Origin of the sequence: Mesorhizobium sp. M1A.F.Ca.IN.020.03.2.1 (assembly GCF_004023205.1) — a bacterium.
GTDB lineage: Bacteria > Pseudomonadota > Alphaproteobacteria > Rhizobiales > Rhizobiaceae > Mesorhizobium.
In genome coordinates, this window is record NZ_RZSV01000059.1 from 1 (window position 1) to 17649 (window position 17649).

Annotated in this window: 16 protein-coding genes and 1 pseudogene; 8 read left to right on the plus strand and 9 right to left on the minus strand. The window is 64.4% G+C overall.

The genetic code is table 11. The features are described 5' to 3' along the window. Both EOA79_RS12255 and EOA79_RS12260 read right to left on the minus strand, forming a co-directional pair. Positions 1-599 (minus strand): annotated as a pseudogene (locus EOA79_RS12255) (exopolyphosphatase); the annotation flags it as partial. Then, positions 596-2791: an RNA degradosome polyphosphate kinase gene (locus EOA79_RS12260; RefSeq protein ID WP_095824442.1), complete on the minus strand. Its 2196-nt coding sequence runs from the start codon at positions 2789-2791 to the stop codon at positions 596-598. The pseudogene EOA79_RS12255 and the gene EOA79_RS12260, both read right to left, overlap by 4 nt. Positions 2792-3031: 240 nt before the next feature. Between EOA79_RS12260 and EOA79_RS12265 the strand changes: the two genes are divergently transcribed. Both EOA79_RS12265 and EOA79_RS12270 read left to right on the plus strand, forming a co-directional pair. Beyond that, positions 3032-3277: a zinc-finger domain-containing protein gene (locus EOA79_RS12265; protein WP_066997164.1), complete on the plus strand. Its 246-nt coding sequence runs from the start codon at positions 3032-3034 to the stop codon at positions 3275-3277. A 26-nt stretch (positions 3278-3303) separates the two neighbouring features. Continuing rightward, entirely contained in the window at positions 3304-4533 is a 1230-nt protein-coding gene (locus EOA79_RS12270) for an FAD-dependent monooxygenase (RefSeq protein ID WP_095824443.1), read from the plus strand. 148 nt (positions 4534-4681) lie between these two features. On the opposite strand, the gene EOA79_RS12275 is transcribed toward EOA79_RS12270, so the two are convergent. The 4 genes from EOA79_RS12275 to EOA79_RS12290 all read right to left on the minus strand — a co-directional run bounded on the left by EOA79_RS12275 (position 4682) and on the right by EOA79_RS12290 (position 8941). After that, entirely contained in the window at positions 4682-5485 is an 804-nt protein-coding gene (locus EOA79_RS12275; protein ID WP_066997155.1) for an amino acid ABC transporter ATP-binding protein, read from the minus strand. A gap of 15 nt (positions 5486-5500) precedes the next feature. Further along, a complete protein-coding gene (locus EOA79_RS12280; protein WP_066997152.1) occupies positions 5501-6658 on the minus strand; it encodes an amino acid ABC transporter permease in 1158 nt (385 codons plus the stop codon). Between the two features lie 4 nt (positions 6659-6662). Continuing rightward, entirely contained in the window at positions 6663-7850 is a 1188-nt protein-coding gene (locus tag EOA79_RS12285) for an amino acid ABC transporter permease (protein WP_095778333.1), read from the minus strand. Between the two features lie 62 nt (positions 7851-7912). Further along, positions 7913-8941, minus strand: coding sequence for an amino acid ABC transporter substrate-binding protein (locus EOA79_RS12290; protein ID WP_066997146.1), 1029 nt, complete (start codon positions 8939-8941; stop codon positions 7913-7915). Between the two features lie 579 nt (positions 8942-9520). On the opposite strand from EOA79_RS12290, the gene EOA79_RS12295 reads away from it, so the two are divergent. The 5 genes from EOA79_RS12295 (at position 9521) to EOA79_RS12315 (ending at position 13864) form a co-directional block, all read left to right on the plus strand. Beyond that, positions 9521-10690 carry a cystathionine beta-lyase gene (locus tag EOA79_RS12295; RefSeq protein ID WP_095824444.1) on the plus strand — a complete coding sequence of 390 codons (1170 nt, stop codon included), beginning with the start codon at positions 9521-9523 and terminating at the stop codon, positions 10688-10690. 236 nt (positions 10691-10926) lie between these two features. Then, positions 10927-12012 carry an HPP family protein gene (locus tag EOA79_RS12300; protein WP_067324804.1) on the plus strand — a complete coding sequence of 362 codons (1086 nt, stop codon included), beginning with the start codon at positions 10927-10929 and terminating at the stop codon, positions 12010-12012. A 94-nt stretch (positions 12013-12106) separates the two neighbouring features. Further along, positions 12107-12802, plus strand: coding sequence for an RNA polymerase sigma factor (locus EOA79_RS12305; protein WP_095824661.1), 696 nt, complete (start codon positions 12107-12109; stop codon positions 12800-12802). 226 nt (positions 12803-13028) lie between these two features. Then, a complete protein-coding gene (locus tag EOA79_RS12310) occupies positions 13029-13553 on the plus strand; it encodes a DUF4142 domain-containing protein (RefSeq protein ID WP_095824662.1) in 525 nt (174 codons plus the stop codon). Further along, positions 13550-13864 carry a cupredoxin family copper-binding protein gene (locus EOA79_RS12315; RefSeq protein WP_095824445.1) on the plus strand — a complete coding sequence of 105 codons (315 nt, stop codon included), beginning with the start codon at positions 13550-13552 and terminating at the stop codon, positions 13862-13864. Before EOA79_RS12310 ends, EOA79_RS12315 begins: the two co-directional genes overlap by 4 nt. Here EOA79_RS12315 and EOA79_RS12320 read toward each other — a convergent pair. Further along, positions 13861-14718 carry a crotonase/enoyl-CoA hydratase family protein gene (locus EOA79_RS12320; RefSeq protein ID WP_127335423.1) on the minus strand — a complete coding sequence of 286 codons (858 nt, stop codon included), beginning with the start codon at positions 14716-14718 and terminating at the stop codon, positions 13861-13863. The genes EOA79_RS12315 and EOA79_RS12320 overlap by 4 nt on opposite strands. Positions 14719-14858: 140 nt before the next feature. On the opposite strand from EOA79_RS12320, the gene EOA79_RS12325 reads away from it, so the two are divergent. Further along, the gene (locus EOA79_RS12325) at positions 14859-15440 is read left to right on the plus strand and encodes a TetR/AcrR family transcriptional regulator (protein WP_095824447.1); all 582 of its coding nucleotides are present in this window, start codon (positions 14859-14861) and stop codon (positions 15438-15440) included. Between the two features lie 52 nt (positions 15441-15492). On the opposite strand, the gene EOA79_RS12330 is transcribed toward EOA79_RS12325, so the two are convergent. Beyond that, a complete protein-coding gene (locus EOA79_RS12330) occupies positions 15493-16389 on the minus strand; it encodes a LysR family transcriptional regulator (protein WP_128293026.1) in 897 nt (298 codons plus the stop codon). 167 nt (positions 16390-16556) lie between these two features. Next, on the minus strand, positions 16557-17648 hold the full coding sequence (locus EOA79_RS12335) for a branched-chain amino acid ABC transporter substrate-binding protein (RefSeq protein WP_245489871.1): 1092 nt from the start codon (positions 17646-17648) through the stop codon (positions 16557-16559). Position 17649 lies beyond the last annotated feature (1 nt).

Genomic DNA, 17649 nt, shown 5'->3' on the forward strand with positions numbered 1-17649 from the left:
CCCTTCAAAAGCTTCGCCCGCGCCAGTTCCTGGCGCGCGATCTTCTGCGCCTGGACGAGAGAGTTCTTCGCCATGTCCTGCAGGCGCAGGCCGCCGAGCGGCAGCGTGATACCGTCGCCGATCGCCTCGCCATTGATGTCGACGAGCTCCAGGCTGCCGCCGCCAAGGTCGCCGGCGATGCCGTTGGCCGGATAGAAGCCGGAAATGATGCCAAGCGCCGAATAATGCGCTTCCTGGCGGCCGGAAAGCACGCGGATCTCGGTCTTCAGCACATCCTCGGCGCGGTGGATGAAGTCCGGGCCGTTGACCGCCTCGCGCGCGGCCGCGGTCGCCAGCACATAGATGTGCTCGGCGCCGGCCTGATCCGAAAGCGCGCGAAAACGGCGGAACTCCTCCATCGAGCGCGTCACCGCCTCGGGATCGAGCTTGCCCGTCGAAACGATGCCGCGGCCGAGGCCGGCCAGCATCTTTTCGTTGAACAGCATCGTCGGCGAGCGCGCCAGCCCTTCATAGACGACGAGGCGGATCGAGTTCGATCCGATGTCGATGATCGACAGCGGCCGCCGGTCCTGGAGCCGGCCCTGTGAGACTGAAATCACGCGGCGGCGTTCTTCTTGCGGCGCTTGAACTGGGCAATGCGCCTTGGCGCATGCGATTTCAGCGCGTCACCCCGTCCGGAAAGACTCGGATTGGTCATGAAATATTCCTGCGCGTTGAACGGCTCCTCGCCCTCCTCGAGCGCGGCGCGCCGGGAGGTGCCATCAGCCAATACGTCGAAACTTTGCTGATTGTCCATGATGTTGCCGAGCATGATCTGGCCAAGCACCTGTTCATGCACAGTCGGATTGGTGATCGGCACCAGGGTCTCGACGCGGCGGTCGAGATTGCGCGGCATGATATCGGCCGAGGAGATGTAGACGACCGCTTCGTCGGACGGCAGACCGTGGCCGTTGCCGAAGCAGTAGATGCGGCTGTGCTCAAGGAAGCGGCCGACAATCGACTTCACCCGGATGTTCTCGGAAAGACCCGGCACCTGCGGCCTCAGGCAGCAGATGCCGCGCACGACGAGATCTATCTCGACGCCGGCGCGGCTGGCGTCATAGAGAGCGTCGATGACGGTCGGATCGACGAGCGCGTTCATCTTCATCCAGATACGGGCCGGCCTGCCCTCGAGCGCATGGGCGATCTCCTCGGCGATGTGCCTCAGGATGCGGTCGCGCAGCGTGAACGGCGACACCGCAAGACGCATCTCCTCGGCAGGCTCGGCGTAGCCGGTGATGAAGTTGAAGATCTGCGCGACATCGCGCGCGATCGTCGGGTCGGTGGTGAAGAAGGACAGGTCGGTGTAGATGCGGGCGGTGACCGGATGGTAGTTGCCGGTGCCGAGATGTACGTAATTGCGCAGCCGGCCGTCCTCGCGGCGGACCACCAGCGACATCTTGGCGTGGGTCTTCAACTCCAGGAAGCCGAACACGACCTGGACGCCGGCGCGCTCGAGGTCGCGCGCCCAGCGGATATTGGCCTCTTCATCGAAGCGCGCCTTGAGCTCGACGAGCGCCGTCACCGACTTGCCGGCCTCCGCCGCGTCGATCAACGCCCGCACGATCGGGCTGTCGTTCGAGGTGCGGTAGAGCGTCTGCTTGATGGCGACGACTTCCGGATCGGCCGCCGCCTGGCGCAGGAACTGCACCACGACGTCGAAGGATTCGTAGGGGTGGTGGACGATGATGTCCTTCTCGCGGATGGCGGCCAGGCAGTCGCCACCATGCTCGCGGATGCGCTCGGGAAAGCGCGGGTTATAGGGCGTGAATTTGAGGTCGTCGCGCGGGATGGCGACGATCTCGGAGATCTGGTTGAGCGCCAGCGGCCCGGTGAGCACGCTGATGCGGCTCGACGATACTCCGAGCTCGCCGGCGACGAAGTCGCGCAACTCGGCCGGCATCAGCGTGTCGAATTCGATGCGGATGACGGAGCCGCGGCGGCGGCGCTTCAGCGCCGTCTCGAACAGGCGAACGAGGTCTTCCGATTCCTCCTCCACCTCGATATCGCTGTCGCGGATGATGCGGAACGTGCCCGAGCCCTTGACCTCATATCCAGGGAAGAGCTTGCCGATATAGAGGCCGACCGCTTCTTCCAGCGGGATGAAGCGGACATGATGCTTGCGGTCGGGCAGACGGATGAACCGCCGCAGCGCCACCGGCAAGCGCAAGAGCGCGCTCATCTCCTCGCCGTTCTTGCGGTGGCGCAGCTGCAGCGCCATTGAGAAACCGAGATTGGGGATGAACGGAAACGGGTGCGCCGGGTCGATCGACAGCGGCGTCAGCACCGGGAAAACCTGACCCTGGAAATGCTCCTCCAGCCAGGCCTTCTCGTCCTTGGTCAGGCCGTCGCGGGGGATGCTTTCGATGCCTTCTTTGTTGAGCAGCTCCATCAGGACCGACAGGCTCTTCTGCTGGTCTTCCTGCAGGCGCTCGACCTCGCGCAGCAATTGCTCCAACTGCTGCTCAGGCGTGCGGCCGTCCGGACTCTTCAACGCGATGCCCTCGCGCACCTGACCGGCGAGGCCGGCGACGCGCACCATGAAGAACTCGTCGAGGTTTGCGGCCGAGATCGACAGGAAGCGGACGCGCTCGAGCAGCGGGTGATGCTCGTTCAGCGATTCCTCGAGCACCCGGCGGTTGAACTGCAGCCAGGAAAACTCGCGGTTGACGAAACGGTCTGGATTGCCGCCGTCCGGGCTCGCCGCCTCGACGGTGATGAACTCGCTCTGCACCGGCTTCAGTTCGTTCATTGTTCCTGCTCTTGGCCACAACGTCATTCTTTGAGCGCCATACGCCGCCGGACGCGCTATGCACGCTCTAACACGCTTTTATGACGCATGATGTCACGGAATCGCTTCGTTTCCGGCCTCATGCGCTTAACCGGCTCAACTTATCCTCTGCCAGGCTTTTGCGACAGTTTCATTTCATCGATCTTGCAAACCGGCCGGTTATGATCCAGATGCAAACGGGCCGAACTGAAGGAGACGACGATGGCAGGCGGTACCATTCCCCATTTCCAGAACGACGCGGGCCATCCGGCGATCGATATCGGCGTCAAGGAATTCATGTGCACCGGCGCCAATCCGCCTTTCGACCATCCGCATGTATTCCTCGACATGGGTGACGACAATGAAAAGGTCTGCCCTTACTGCTCGACGCTCTACCGCTATTCGCCGAAGCTGAAGGCGACGGAAACCGAGCCTGCCGGCTGCCTCTATATCGACCAGGCCGCCTGATCGCGGATCTGGGTGACCGCTAGACCATGGAGGAGGCGCGGTCCCGGCAGGTCGTCATCGCCGGGGCCGGAATCGCCGGACTGACGGCAGCTCTTGCCTTTGCCGAACACGGCCAAGCCGTCACGGTGCTGGAACAGGCCAGCCAGCTCGAAGCGGTGGGCGCCGGCATCCAGCTTTCCCCCAACGCCACCTGTATGCTCAGCCGGCTCGGCGCGCTCGACCGGTTGCGGTTGAACGCGATCCGCCCGGAAGCGGTGGTGCTGAAGGACGCTGCCACCTTGCGCGAACTGGCGCGCGTGCCGCTCGGCCAGGCCGGCGAAGAGCGCTGGGGCGCGCCCTATCTGGTGGCACACCGCGCCGACCTGCAGACGGCGCTGACGGCGCGGATGGCGGAGCATCCCGAGATCCAACTCCTCACCGGCGCGCGGGTGACGGACGTTGCCGTTCAGCCGCAAAACATCACCGTCACCGCCGAAACGGATAGCGGCAACATCGAGGCCGCCGGCGGCCTGCTGATCGGCGCCGACGGCGTCTGGTCGTCGGTTCGCAGGCTGCTTGCGGGTCGAGAGCCGGCTTTCGGGAAGAACCGCTTCTCGGGCGAGCTGGCCTGGCGCGCAACGGTCGCATCGACAAGCGCCGCCGGCCAGGCTTTTGCAGCAATCGCCGCCGGCGACTGCATCACCGCCTTCCTCCATCCCGGCTTCCATATGGTCGCGTATCCGGTGAGCAAGGGCAGCGCCTTCAACCTGGCCGCTTTCACCAGAGGCGATCGCATCGCCGAAGGCTGGTCCGGCCATGCGGACCCCGCCATCCTCGCCAGCGCCATGCGCGGTACGTCGCCCGCGCTGGCAAGGCTTGCCGGACTTGCCGGGCCATGGACGGCGTTTCCGATCCACACCGTCGAGCAACGTCGCTGGACGATGCCGAAGGGCGTAGCCCTGATCGGAGACGCGGCGCACGCCATGACCCCGTTCGCGGCGCAGGGCGCGGCGATGGCGATCGAGGATGCCGCGATGCTCGCCGATCTGGTCGCCGAATTCGACGGCGATCCGCGGCAGAGCCTCACCACATGGGAAAATCTCAGGCGCCCGCGCATCGAGAAGGTGCTCAGACGCGGCGCGCTCAACCGCATGGCCTGGCACGCCTGGGGCCCGGTTGCAATCGCGCGCAACCTGGTGCTGGCGACGCGCCCGGCGGAGAAGCTCGCGGGAGATTTGGACTGGCTCTATGGCTGGGAGGAGCGGAACAGGCGGTGAGGCGTTCGCTGCAGCGGTGTCCTGCACGACCGCCAATGCTACCGCGCCTCGACAACTATGGAAGGCGAGACCGGCAGCGCGCTTCACCAACCGGTCGCTCAAAAGCCCGGCCGTTGGCGGCCGGGCTTCTCGAATTGGCGTCAGAAGCTCAGTGCAGGATCTGCGACAGGAACAGTTTCGTGCGCTCATGGCGCGGATTATCGAAGAACTCGGCCGGCGTGTTCTGCTCGACGATCTGGCCCTGGTCCATGAAGATCACACGGTTGGCGACCTTGCGGGCAAAGCCCATCTCGTGGGTGACGCAAAGCATGGTCATGCCTTCCTCGGCAAGGCCAACCATCGTCTCCAGCACTTCCTTGATCATTTCCGGGTCGAGCGCCGAGGTCGGCTCGTCGAACAGCATGATGCGCGGGTTCATGCAGAGCGAGCGGGCGATCGCCACGCGCTGCTGCTGGCCGCCGGAGAGCTGTCCAGGATATTTGTTGGCCTGCTCCGGGATCTTGACGCGCTTCAGGAAATGCATGGCGATTTCCTCGGCCTGCTTCTTTGGCGTCTTGCGCACCCAGATCGGCGCCAGCGTGCAGTTCTCCAGGATTGTCAGATGCGGGAACAGGTTGAAGTGCTGGAACACCATGCCGACCTCGCGGCGCACCTCGTCGATCTTCTTCAGATCGTTGGTGAGTTCCTTGCCGTCGACGATGATCTTGCCCTTCTGGTGCTCTTCCAAGCGGTTGATGCAGCGGATCATGGTCGACTTGCCGGAGCCGGACGGACCGCAGATGACGATGCGCTCGCCGCGCATCACCTTGAGGTTGATGTCCTTCAGCACATGGAACTCGCCATACCATTTGTGCATGCCGACGATGTCGATGGCGACATCTGTCGTCGAGATGTGCATCTTCTTGGCATCGACCTTGAGGTCTTCCGCGCTGACGGCGTTTTCGGTGGCCATGGCCAATTCCCCTTTTTATCGTTTGTAGCCGGTGTCCAGCCGGCGCTCGGTATACATTGAATAGCGCGACATGCCGAAGCAGAACAGCCAGAACACGAAGGCGGCGAAGATCAAGCCGGACTTCGGGGTCTGCGGCGTCGCCCAGTTGGGATCGGAGAAATTCTGCTTCACCACGCCGAGCAGGTCGAACATCGAGATGATGAGCACCAGGCTGGTGTCCTTGAACATGCCGATGAAGGTGTTGACGATGCCGGGAATGACCAGCTTCAGCGCCTGCGGCAGCACGATCAAGCCCATCTTCTGCCAATAGCCGAGGCCGAGCGAATCGGCGCCCTCATACTGGCCCTTCGGGATCGCCTGGAGGCCGCCGCGCACCACTTCCGCCATATAGGCGGCGGCAAACAGCGACACGCCGATCAGCGCCCTGAGGTACTTGTCGAAGGTAACGCCCTCGGGAAGGAAAAGCGGCAGCATGACGCTGGCGAAGAACAGCACGGTGATCAGCGGAATGCCGCGCACCGTCTCGATGAAGACGACGCAAAGCCATTTGACGATCGGCATCTGGGAGCGACGGCCGAGCGCCAGAGCGATGCCCAGGGGCAGCGACACGGCCATACCAACGAAGGAGAGACTGAGCGTCACCAGCAGCCCACCCCAGCGCGAGGTCTCGACATGCGGCAGGCCGAACACACCGCCGACCAAAAGGAAGTGGGCGACGACCGGCAGCACGAGGAAGAGCAGGATGGCGTTCAGCCCCTTGCGCGGCACGCGCGGGATCAGCATAGGCACCAGCAACACCACGAACAGGATGGCGACCAGGATAGGCCGCCAGCGTTCCTCGATGTGATAGGTGCCGAACATGAACTGGCCGAACTTCGCGTTGACAAAAGCCCAGCAGGCGCCGGTCCAGCCGTCGGGCTGGATGCCGCCTTGCGAGACGGTGGCGCAGACCGTGCGGTCCGGCCCGGTCCACACTGCGTTTATGAAGGCCCAGTTGATGACCTGCGGCAGGATCCAGGCGACTATGGCGATGCCGAGGATGGTCAGGATAGTGTCGCCAACCGAGGCGGTCAGGTTCTTGCGCACCCAGGCATAGGCGCCGCGCTCGCCAGGAGGCGCCGGCTGCGCCAGCGTCATCTCGGTGCGCACCCAGGACATGTCGTGTTCCTGCATGGCTCTACCTCTCCACCAGCGCCATTCTGGCGTTCACCACGTTCATCACCGCAGAGGTGACGAGGCTCAGCACCAGATAGGCGATCATCATGAGAAACACGCCCTCGACCGCTTGGCCGGTCTGGTTGAGTACCGTGCCGGCGGTGGCGGTGAGATCGGGGTAGCCGATGGCGATCGCCAGCGAAGAGTTCTTGGTGAGGTTCAGATACTGGCTGGTGAGCGGCGGGATGACGATGCGCATCGCCTGCGGGATCACCACCAGGCGCAGGATCGGCCCGGAGCGTAGGCCGAGTGCAGCCGCCGCTTCGCTCTGGCCTTTGCTCACGCCCTTGATGCCGGCGCGCACGATCTCGGCGATGAAGGCGGCCGTGTAGAAGGAAAGCGCCAGCAGGAGCGACAGGAACTCAGGCTTGATCTGAAATCCGCCTGTCAAATTGAAGGTCGACTGCTTCGGGAAGTCAAAGGTAAGCGGCATGCCGGCGAGCAGGAAGGCGAGCACGGGCAGGCCGACGATCAGGGCGACCGAGGTCCAGAACACAGGAAATTGCTGGCCGGTGGCCATCTGCCGCTGGCGCGCCCGGTGCGCGACAAACCATGCCATGGCGAGCGCCACGACGAAAGCGACCAGAACCAGCCAGGAGCCGTCGCCCCAGACACCGCGCGGAAAATAGAAGCCGCGCTGGTTGAGGAAGGAGCCGAACGGCAGGTGATAGCTCTCGCGCGGCGGCGGCAGCACCGCGAGCACGCCAGAATACCAGAAGAAGATGACCAGCAGCGGCGGGATATTGCGGAAGATCTCGACATAGACCGTGCAGATCTTACGGATCAGCCAATTTTGCGATAGCCGGCCGATGCCAATGATGAAGCCGACTATGGTGGCCAGGACAATGCCGGCGGCGGCAACGATGATTGTGTTGAGCAAGCCGACGATGAGCGCACGGCCATAGGTTGCGTCCGACGTATAGGCAATCGGCGTGTCGGAGATATCGAAACCGGCCCTGTTCCTGAGGAACTGGAAGCCTGAAGCGATATGAAGGCGCTGGAGGTTCTCGATGACGTTGTTGACGATCCACCAGATCGAAACGAACAGAAGAATTACGACCAGCGTCTGAAAGAACAGGGCGCGTATTTTCGGGTCATTGATGAAGGAGCCGCGACCCGGCTCCTGCCGAAGAATTTCCTGCGAAGCCATAGACGATCCCCTGAAAAGAGAAACCGGGAGGCAGACGACCTGCCTCCCGGATCACATTTCAATCAGCGAACCGGCGGACCATATTGCAGGCCGCCCTTCGTCCACAGAGCGTTGATGCCGCGCGCGATCTTGAGCGGGCTGCCCGAGCCGACATTGCGCTCGAACATTTCGCCGTAGTTGCCGACCGCCTTGATGATGTTGACAACCCAGTCGTTGGAGAGGCCGAGATCGGCGCCGTACTTGCCATCGGGCTCAGTGCCAAGGAGGCGCTGGATGTTCGGATCGGTCGACGACTTCATCTCCTCGACATTGGCCTGCGTGATGCCGGCTTCCTCGGCATTGAGCAGCGCAAAATACGTCCACCGCGCGATATGGGCCCATTGATCGTCGCCCTGGCGCACGGCCGGACCGAGCGGTTCCTTGGAGATGATCTCGGGCAGCACGACGTGGTCGGCGGGCGAGGAGAGCGTCAGGCGGATGCCGTAAAGGCCGGACTGGTCGGTGGTGTAGGCGTCGCAGCGGCCGGAATCATAGGCGGCGTTGACCTCTTCCAGCTTCTCGAACACGACGGGGTTGTACTCCATCTTGTTCTTCTTGAAGTAGTCGGCGAGGTTGAGCTCCGTGGTGGTGCCGCTCTGCACGCAGACCGCGGCGCCCGAAAGCTGCAGTGCGGAGTTCACACCCGGCAGCTTCTTGGCGTTGATCATGAAGCCCTGGCCGTCATAATAGGTGACGCCGACAAAATCGAGGCCGAGCGCGCTGTCGCGGTTGCTCGTCCAGGTGGTGTTGCGCGAGAGGATATCGATCTCGCCCGACTGCAGGGCGGTGAAACGCTCCTTGGCGCTGAGCGGCGTGAACTTGACCTTGGAGCCGTCACCGAAGACGGCGGCCGCGACGGCGCGGCAGAAATCCGCATCGATGCCCTTCCAGTCGCCCTTGTCGTCCGGCGCCGAGAAGCCGGCGAGGCCGGTCGAGACGCCGCACTGGATGAAGCCCTTCTGCTTGACGGTGTCGAGCGTGCCGGCCGAAGCGGCGGACGCCATGAGCCCGAGCGCGGCGGCGCCAAGCATGCCCAATGCAATGTGTTTCATGACCCACAGACCCTTTTCTGTTACAGGCGCCCCTAATTGCAGGCGACGCTTGATCTTTTTTCGTTTGTGAATGCAGCTCCCACGTAGGCCCGCTCCCGGACCCGCATCGTTTCGCCGATGCACTGCCTCCCATTCACGAAACGCATCGAAGGCGATTATTCCTGTGAGGTCAAGGGAAATGACCGAATTGCGACACGTTTGAAAACCGATTGCTGCAAATCACAGAATTGCAGCCAAAAGCGCCCGCAAATTGGCCAAGAGCTGCAGCCGGGACCGGCAAGTCCGGCGCCATCGAAATTTTGGCCATTACCTGAACTCCCGCCTCTTACTACTTGTTGGCGGCAATGGAAGGACTGGCGTGATTCGTAGCGAAGAAAGGCGCGCCAGGCTGCCTCCGGCGCATCGTCGCCGGAAGCCTGCAAAGAGCACGAAAGATGAGCCGGCGACCTCTCATTTGGCCCAGCCAAACACCATCGCTTGGCGGGTTCGCAGCGGTTGCGCGACCAGTTCCATCGCTCTATGGCTGAGCCCCTGACACACTGCGACGAGCGACGAACTATGGGCGACGAGCGACGAACTATGGCGACAGACGGCAGCAACATCGGCATCAACACGCGGCTTGCGCATTCCGGCAACAACCCGCGCGACTATTTCGGCTTCGTCAATCCGCCGGTCGTGCATGCCTCGACGGTGCTTTACCCCGACGCCGCTTCGATGGCCTCGCGCAGCCAGAAATACACCTACGGGACGCGCGGCACGCCGACGATGGATGCGCTCACGCTCGCCGTCGATGCGCTGGAAGGGTCGGCCGGCACGATCGCCGTGCCGTCGGGACTGGCTGCGGTGACGATTCCCCTGCTCACCTTCGTCTCGGCCGGCGATCATGTTTTGATCGTCGATTCGGTCTATCACCCGACGCGGAATTTCGCCGATACGATGCTGAAGCGGCTCGGCATCGAAGTCGAATATTACGGTCCGCGCATCGGCGCCGGAATTGCATCGCTGATCAAGCCCAACACCAAGGTGGTGTTCACCGAGTCGCCGGGATCGAACACCTATGAGGTGCAGGACATTCCGGCGATCGCCAAGGCGGCGCATGCGGCAAACGCGCTCGTCATGATGGACAACACCTGGGCGACGCCGCTCTACTTCAAGCCGCTCGACCACGGCGTCGACATCTCGATCCATGCGGCAACCAAATACCCAGCCGGCCATTCGGACGTCCTGCTCGGCCTGGTCTCGGCCAATGAGGCTTGCTGGAAGCAGCTCTATGACGGGTTCTGCACGCTGGGCTGCTGTTCGGGCCCGGACGACATCTACCAGACGCTGCGCGGCCTGCGCACCATGGGGGTGAGGCTGGAGCAGCACCAGAAGAGCGCGCTCGAAATCGCGCGCTGGCTGGAGGAGCAGCCGGGCGTGGCGCAGGTGCTGCATCCGGCGCTGCCGAGCCATCCCGACCATGCGCTCTGGAAGCGCGATTTCTGCGGCTCGAGCGGCGTCTTTTCGATCGTTCTCAATGGCGGCGGACAGAAGACGCAGCACGCCTTCCTCGACGCGCTGACCATCTTCGGCCTCGGCTACTCCTGGGGCGGCTATGAGAGCCTTGCGGTGCCGGTTTTCCTCGGCGACCGCACCATCGCCAAGGGCTCCTATGCCGGGCCGCTGATCCGCCTGCAGATCGGGCTGGAAGACGTCGAGGACCTCAAGGCCGACATCCAGCGCGGCCTCGCCGCCGCGGCCGAGGCCTGAGCGACGGTGCTAAATGCCGTTGCCAAACTGAATCCGCGGACGGCCGTAAAGCCTTGGCGCGATTGAGAAAGCCGAGGCCGCTGGCGGCATCTCGCAGGCGATCCGCGCTGCAATAATATTCTCTCCAGCCGCGAATATACGGATTGGTTTGGCTTCCAAATCCGTGGCTTCGGCGGCATTTCGGGCAGCGCAAATTCCACCATTCGACAGTTCAAGCCATTCGACCTGGGGCTGCCATGGCGTTCCGCCTCTTCGTTCCGATCCTTGCCGGCGCGACGCTGCGCGAGCGGCTGCTTGCCTGCATCGGCGCGACCATCGGCATCGCGCTGACCGGCGTGATCAGCGGGCTCGCCATGGGCAACGGACCGCATGTGGCGATGCTGGTGGCGCCGATGGGCGCGTCCGCCGTGCTGCTCTTTGCCGTTCCGTCGAGCCCGTTGGCGCAGCCCTGGTCGATCATCGGCGGCAACACGATCTCCGCGCTGGTCGGCGTGACGGTGGCGCATTTCGTGCACAACCCGGTGATCGCCTCCGGGCTGGCGGTGGCGCTGGCGATCGCCGCCATGTCGTTTACGCGCTCACTGCATCCGCCGGGCGGTGCGGCAGCCCTCACCGGCGTGCTTGGCGGGCCGGCCGTGATCAGCGCCGGCTTCCTGTTTCCCTTCGTGCCGGTGGCGCTGAACTCGATCATATTGGTGACGCTCGGTTTCCTGTTCCACAAGCTGTCGCGGCGCAACTATCCGCATGTGCCTCAGCCTGCCGCCAACAGCCACGGCACAGCCGACCGGCCGCCGGCGGAGCGCGTCGGCTTCCGGCCCGAGGATGTCGATGCCGCCCTGGCGGCACTCGACGAGACCTTCGACATCGACCGTGACGACATCGAAAGGCTGCTGCGCCAGGTCGAGCTGCAGGCGATGGTGCGCGCGCATCGGACGCTGCTCTGCCGGGACATCATGTCCCGCGACGTGATCTCGATGTCGGAGAACGCCACCGCCGACGAGGCGCGCAAGCAGCTTCTCGACCACAATATCCGCACCCTGCCGGTGGTCGACGCCGAGGCGAGGCTGGTCGGCGCCGTCGGCCTGCGCGAACTGACGCAAGCGACCGACACCGTGAAGGGCGTGATGTCGAAGGCCGGCACGGCCTCGCCCGAGACGCCGGCGATGAGCCTGCTGCCGCTGCTGACCGACGGGCGCAGCCATGCGGTGGTGATCGTCGACGCCGGACGGCATATTCTCGGACTCATCACCCAGACCGATCTGCTTGCTGCCGCCGCCCGCGCGCAGGCTGCAGACAGGCCGCCGCTGAAAGCTGTAGCATAGCGAGCGACTGGATCGGGAAAATCCGGGAACCTTTTGCCGGCAGGCGCGTCCAATTGCCCGGATGCAACGCCTGTTGGGAGATCGGGGCGCGATGATGAAGTCAGCAAGTCAGGCCGCCGCGGTTTCGGCGGCGGAGGCCGGCGAGATGGCGTTGGTGCACCGGGCCCTGGCACGGGACCCGGGCGCCTTTCGCTTGATCATCAAGACGCACAACCAGCGGCTCTACCGCATCGCGCGCGGCGTGGTGCGCAACGACGCCGAGGCCGAGGACATCGTGCAGGAAGCCTATATGCGCGCCTTCGCCAGCCTCGACAGCTTCCGCGGCGATGCCTCGCTCTCGACTTGGCTGTCGCGCATCGTCATCAACGAGGCGCTCGGCCGGCTGCGCAAGAGAAAACGCATCGTGGCAATGCCTGAAAACCCTGACGCGCAGATCATCCGGTTTCCGTTGAATTCAAATGACCTGAACCCTGGCGACGATCCGGAGCGGACAATGGCGCAGCGGCAGATCCTCGGGCTTGTCGAGCGGGCGACCGACAGCCTTCCCGATGTCTATCGCACGGTCTTCGTCGCCCGCGTCATCGAGGGATTGAGCATCGAGGAAACTGCCGACCTGCTCGGCATCAGGCCGGAAACGGTGAAGACAAGGCTGCACCGGGCGCGTGCCTTGGTGCGCAAGGCGCTGGACGACGAGATCGGCCCGGTGCTGCTCGACGCTTTTCCTTTCGCCGGCCGGCGCTGCGAACGGCTCACGCAGGCGGTGATGAAGAGGCTGGGGTTCGAGGCCTGAGGCGCGTTCAGATTTTGCGAAGCCCGCGTTGAGGATAGGCATCGCCGCCATCGCCTCGTCATCCTGGGCGTAGCAGGAGGAAAGCGACGCGCGCAGACCCTAAGATGACGAAGTGATGAGTATGTGTCCCGCGACTTTTCCCGGGAACGTTTCGCCCTCTCCCGCATCCAATGGCCGTCAACTGAGAATGAAGCCCGGTGCCAATGTGCCGGGCGAAGGAGATGCCATGTTTATCCGACCGACCGCAGCCCTCGCAGCCTTCCTCCTCGTCAGCGCAGCGCCGCTGGCTGGAGCCGCCGAGAAGCCGACCGACCCGCAGATCGCCCATATCGCCTATACGGCCGGCGTGCTCGACATCGAGGCGGCGAAGCTGGCGATCCAGAAGTCGAAAACCAAGGAGGTCGTCGACTTTGCCAAGGATATGGAGCGCGACCACGAGGCGGTGAACAAGCAGGCTCTCGACCTGGTGAAGAAGCTGAAGGTGAAGCCGGAAGACAACGCCACCAGCCAGGCGCTGACCAAGGCGGCGAGGGAAGAGCGCGCCAAGCTGGCAAAGCTCGAGGGCACTGCCTTCGACAAGGCCTATATCGAGAACGAGGTCGCGTATCACAAGCAGGTCAACGGCGCGCTCGAAACCCTGCTCATTCCTTCGGCCAGCAATGCCGAGTTGAAGAGCCTGCTCGAGACGGGGCTAAAAATCTTCCAGGGACATGAGCAGCATGCCGAGCATGTCGCCGGCACGTTGAAATGAGGGCGGGCGCGTTATCGCTGCTCGGCTCGCTGGCGCTGGCGCTTGTCCCTTCGCCGGCGCTCGCCGCCACCATCGAGGTGACGATCGACAGGCTGGTCTACTCGCCGGCGAGCGTCGAGGCCAAGGTCGGCGACACGATCGAGTGGGTGAACAAGGACGTCATCGCCCACACCGCGACAGTGAAGGGCGGCTGGGAGGTGATGATCCCGCCGAAATCGAAAGGCAGGATCACCCTCAAGCGAGTGGGAGCGGTCGACTATTTCTGCCGCTTCCACCCCAACATGAAGGGGCACCTCAACGTGGCGCCCTAATCCGCCGCGGGGTCGCGCCGAAACGAGGCGCGCCGTGCCTCGCTGAGCCGGGTGACGTGCGTCCATGAGCCGTCATAGATGGGCTGGCGCCGCTCGATCCAGGCGCTGAGCCCTTCGCCGAGGTCGGCGGTCGGGGCCATGCGGGCGAACTGCTCGGCCTCGACCAGCAGGCCTTCGGCGATGCTAAGGTTGATGCCGCGCGCCACCGCGGTGAGGATGCCAGCCACCGCCGCCTGCGAATGGCGGATGATGCGGTTCGCAAGATCGAGCGCGGCGGGCATCAGCTCCTCATGCGGCACGACTTTGTTGACCAGCCCGAGCTCCAGCGCCCGCGCGGGCGAGAAAGGCTCGCCGGTAAGCAGCAGTTCGAGCGCGCGTTTGCGCCCGGCAAGCCTCGGCAGGCGCTGCGTGCCGCCGAAGGTCGGCGGCATGGCGAGCTTTATTTCGGGCTTGGCGAACAGGGCGCGGTCGCTGGCGACCGCCAGCGGCACCGCCTCGGTGATCTCGCAGCCACCGCCGAAGGCAAGGCCGTTGACGGCGGCGATGACCGGCTTGCGGAACGCTTCCAGCCGCGCCGTCAGCCGCTGGCCGCGCATGACGAAATCGCGCAGCGCGACATCCGTGCCTTCGGCCACGCTCAACGCGCATTCGTGGATGTCGCCGCCGGCCGAGAAGGCGCGCTCCCCTGCCCCGGTGAGGATCATGGCACGCACGGCATCGTCGGTCTCTATCCTGTCGAGGATCGCCAGCAGGCGGTCGATAAGGTCGTAATTCAGGGCATTGAGCTTTTCGGGGCGGTTGAGCGTCAGCACCGCGACGCGGTCGCGGATTTCGCAAAGCACGGGCTCGGTCATAGTGTTCTCCTTAGCCGTTCGTTTTCTCCGCAATTCCGAACGGAAACCGCTGCGCAGTTTCCTGGAATTGCTCTGTGGAACGGCTGCAAGGGATCAGCTTCCGGCTTGTTTGTATATTCACTAGTCGGTATACTTCATGGATGATCGAGAAGCCCAATCCAACCAGGAAACGCCTCGTCGACGCGGCGGCAAAACTCTTCTATGCCGAAGGCATCGGCCGCGTCAGCGTCGATGCCGTGGCGGAAAAGGCGGGGCTGACCAAGCGCACGCTCTACTACCACTTCAAGAGCAAGGACGAGCTGATCACGGCCTATCTCGACAGCCGCGACCAGCCGAACCTCAAGCAGATGGCCGGCTGGTTCGAGGCGGCGGAAGGCGGCGCGGACAAGAAGGTCGCGGCGATCTTCACCCATCTGGCGCGCGTGGCGCGGCACGTCAAATGGAAGGGCTGCGGCTTCCTGCGCACGGCCGCCGAACTCGCCGCGATGCCCGGCCATCCGGCGGTCAAGGCCGGCTCGCGCCATAAGAGCAATTTCGAGAAATGGCTGGCGGGCGAGCTTTCAAACCATGGCGTGCGCGAGCCGAAGATGCTGGCGCGCGAGATCGTGCTTCTGATGGACGGCGCCTTTTCCAGCATGCTGATCCACCACAATCCCGACTACATCACGGCCGCCGGCCACGCCGCCGCGACGCTGGTGCGGGCGCGGATGGCAGCGGCGTAGACCTCGCCCGGCGTCCTGACCCCGTGGACCGCGACGGGCAATTCCGGCGGCCTCAGCCGCGCGCTGCCCCCTCCTCTGCCAGCAGCCAGTCGATCATGGTGGCGGCGGGCGCGGGCGGACGGTCCGGTGCGAGAATCGAGAGAGCGCGGCCGGTCGGCACGCGCAACTCGGGAAATGGCGCCACCAGCGAGCCGGCGGCGAGAGCGCGCGACACCAGCGCCTCATGCCCCATCAAAACGCCGGCGCCGTCGACGGCGGCCTGCACAGCCATGCTGTAGAGCGAGAATTCGGAACCTGTTTCGATCGACGGGCCTTTCACGCCGGCGACTTCGAACCAAAGGCTCCAATCCTCCGTCCAGGTGGTGTCCCAGAGCAGGAGCTGCGAGGAAAGATCGGCCGGCGTCTTCAATTGCCTGGCCAGCGCCGGCGCGCAGACAGGAAAGATCACATCGTCGCAGAGCTTGAAGGATCGGCCGGCGCCCGATCTGGTGAGGAAAATGGCGAGGTCGAAAGGCTCGCGCCGGAAGTCCGGCGGCTCTTCCAGCGCATGGATGGAGGGGCGCAGCGCCGGATGCGCCGCGCGCAAGGCCGGCAGTCGCGGCGCCAGCCAGAGCTGCGCGATCGAAGGCAATGCCGCGACGCTCACCTGCGGCCGGGGCGCCGAGATGCGCAATTCCTGCACGGCGAGCCCCAAGGCGTCGAAGGCGGTGGAAAACGAGGGCAGCGCCGAACGCCCAGCATCGGTGAGGTGCAGGCCTTGCGCGTGACGCACGAATAGCGGAGAGCCTAGCCAAGCCTCCAGCGCCTTCACCTGATGCGAGACGGCGGCGGGGGTCACGCCGAGTTCGTCCGCCGCCTTGGCAAAGCTTTCATGGCGTGCCGCCGCCTCGAAGGCCCTGAGGGCGTTGAGAAAGCTGCAGATGGCCGTCAATCCGCCGCGACCGCGCATGCCGCCGCCTCGAAGGCCCTGAGGGCGTTGAGCGGCGGCATGCGCGGTCGCGGCGGATTGACGGCCATCTGCAGCTTTCCCAATGCCGCGCCGCCTGCCATGACGGCGCGGCAATGCTTCGAGCGAAAGAACGGCGACCGCCTGCGCTCGCCTCCAGGACCTCAAGTCTATTTGAGGGCCACCGGAACGAGCTTGCCGTCGACCTTCCGCCACTCAAATACGACGAAGCCCGGCTGCTTGATATCCCCTTTGTCGTCATAGGAGATGGTGCCAAGCACGGTCGGGATGGCCGCTCCCGAATGGAGATAGTCGGACGCCGCCTTCGGGTCGTCGACCTTGGCCTTGGCGATCGCCTCGGCGAGGATCTGGGTGGCGGCATAGGCATAGAGCGTGACGGCTTCAGTGGGCACGTTCTTCGCCTTCAGGTCGGCGACCGCGTCTTTGGCTTCGGGAAAGCTCGCCGGATCGGGGAAGGACGTCATCAGCGTGCCGGCCGCGCCATCGCCGCCGATGGCGCCGAACTCGCTGTTGGATATGCCGTCGCCGCCCATCAGGACCGTCTTGACGCCCTGGTCGTGCATCTGGCGCACGATCAGGCCGGCCTCTGTGTGCTGGCCGCCGTAATAGACGAGGTCGGCGCCCGACTTCTTGATCTTCGCGACAAGCGCGCTGTAGTCCTTCTCGCTCGGGTTGATCTCCTCGCGCAGCACCTCCTTGCCGCCGCCGGAATTATAGGCCTTGGCCATCTCGTCGGCGAGGCCCTTGCCGGCCGTCGACTTGTCGTCGACGATCGCGACCTTCTTGCCGGCAAAACGCTCGAGCACGAATTTCGCGGCGATGATGCCCTGCTGGTCGTCGCGGCCGCAGGCCCGGAACGCGTCCCATAGGCCTCGCTCAGTCACCATCGGGTTGGTGGCCGTGGGCGTGACGAAAAGCACGCCGTTTTCTGCATAAATCTCCGAGGCCGGAATGGTGACACCGGAATTGTAGTGGCCGACGACATAGTGCACGCCGTCGGCGACGAACTTGTTGGCGACCGACACGCCCTGCTTGGGGTCGGAGACATCGTCGCCGACCGAGACGCTGAGCTTCTGACCGAGCACGCCGCCATTGGCGTTTATGCGCTGGATCGCCGTCTCGACGCCGACGCGGTACTGCTCGCCATAGGCGGCGTTCGGCCCCGACATCGGGCCGGCGACGCCGAGCACGATATGCGCCCTGGCGACGCCGGCGGCGGCGGCCATCAGGGCAGCAGTCATC

Coding starts and splice junctions, on each gene's coding strand:
- EOA79_RS12260 (WP_095824442.1), bottom strand. CDS start 2,791: ATGAACGAACTGAAGCCGGTGCAGAGCGAGTTCATCACCGTCGAGGCG.
- EOA79_RS12265 (WP_066997164.1), top strand. CDS start 3,032: ATGGCAGGCGGTACCATTCCCCATTTCCAGAACGACGCGGGCCATCCG.
- EOA79_RS12270 (WP_095824443.1), top strand. CDS start 3,304: ATGGAGGAGGCGCGGTCCCGGCAGGTCGTCATCGCCGGGGCCGGAATC.
- EOA79_RS12275 (WP_066997155.1), bottom strand. CDS start 5,485: ATGGCCACCGAAAACGCCGTCAGCGCGGAAGACCTCAAGGTCGATGCC.
- EOA79_RS12280 (WP_066997152.1), bottom strand. CDS start 6,658: ATGCAGGAACACGACATGTCCTGGGTGCGCACCGAGATGACGCTGGCG.
- EOA79_RS12285 (WP_095778333.1), bottom strand. CDS start 7,850: ATGGCTTCGCAGGAAATTCTTCGGCAGGAGCCGGGTCGCGGCTCCTTC.
- EOA79_RS12290 (WP_066997146.1), bottom strand. CDS start 8,941: ATGAAACACATTGCATTGGGCATGCTTGGCGCCGCCGCGCTCGGGCTC.
- EOA79_RS12295 (WP_095824444.1), top strand. CDS start 9,521: ATGGCGACAGACGGCAGCAACATCGGCATCAACACGCGGCTTGCGCAT.
- EOA79_RS12300 (WP_067324804.1), top strand. CDS start 10,927: ATGGCGTTCCGCCTCTTCGTTCCGATCCTTGCCGGCGCGACGCTGCGC.
- EOA79_RS12305 (WP_095824661.1), top strand. CDS start 12,107: ATGAAGTCAGCAAGTCAGGCCGCCGCGGTTTCGGCGGCGGAGGCCGGC.
- EOA79_RS12310 (WP_095824662.1), top strand. CDS start 13,029: ATGTTTATCCGACCGACCGCAGCCCTCGCAGCCTTCCTCCTCGTCAGC.
- EOA79_RS12315 (WP_095824445.1), top strand. CDS start 13,550: ATGAGGGCGGGCGCGTTATCGCTGCTCGGCTCGCTGGCGCTGGCGCTT.
- EOA79_RS12320 (WP_127335423.1), bottom strand. CDS start 14,718: ATGACCGAGCCCGTGCTTTGCGAAATCCGCGACCGCGTCGCGGTGCTG.
- EOA79_RS12325 (WP_095824447.1), top strand. CDS start 14,859: ATGATCGAGAAGCCCAATCCAACCAGGAAACGCCTCGTCGACGCGGCG.
- EOA79_RS12330 (WP_128293026.1), bottom strand. CDS start 16,389: ATGCGCGGTCGCGGCGGATTGACGGCCATCTGCAGCTTTCTCAACGCC.
- EOA79_RS12335 (WP_245489871.1), bottom strand. CDS start 17,648: ATGACTGCTGCCCTGATGGCCGCCGCCGCCGGCGTCGCCAGGGCGCAT.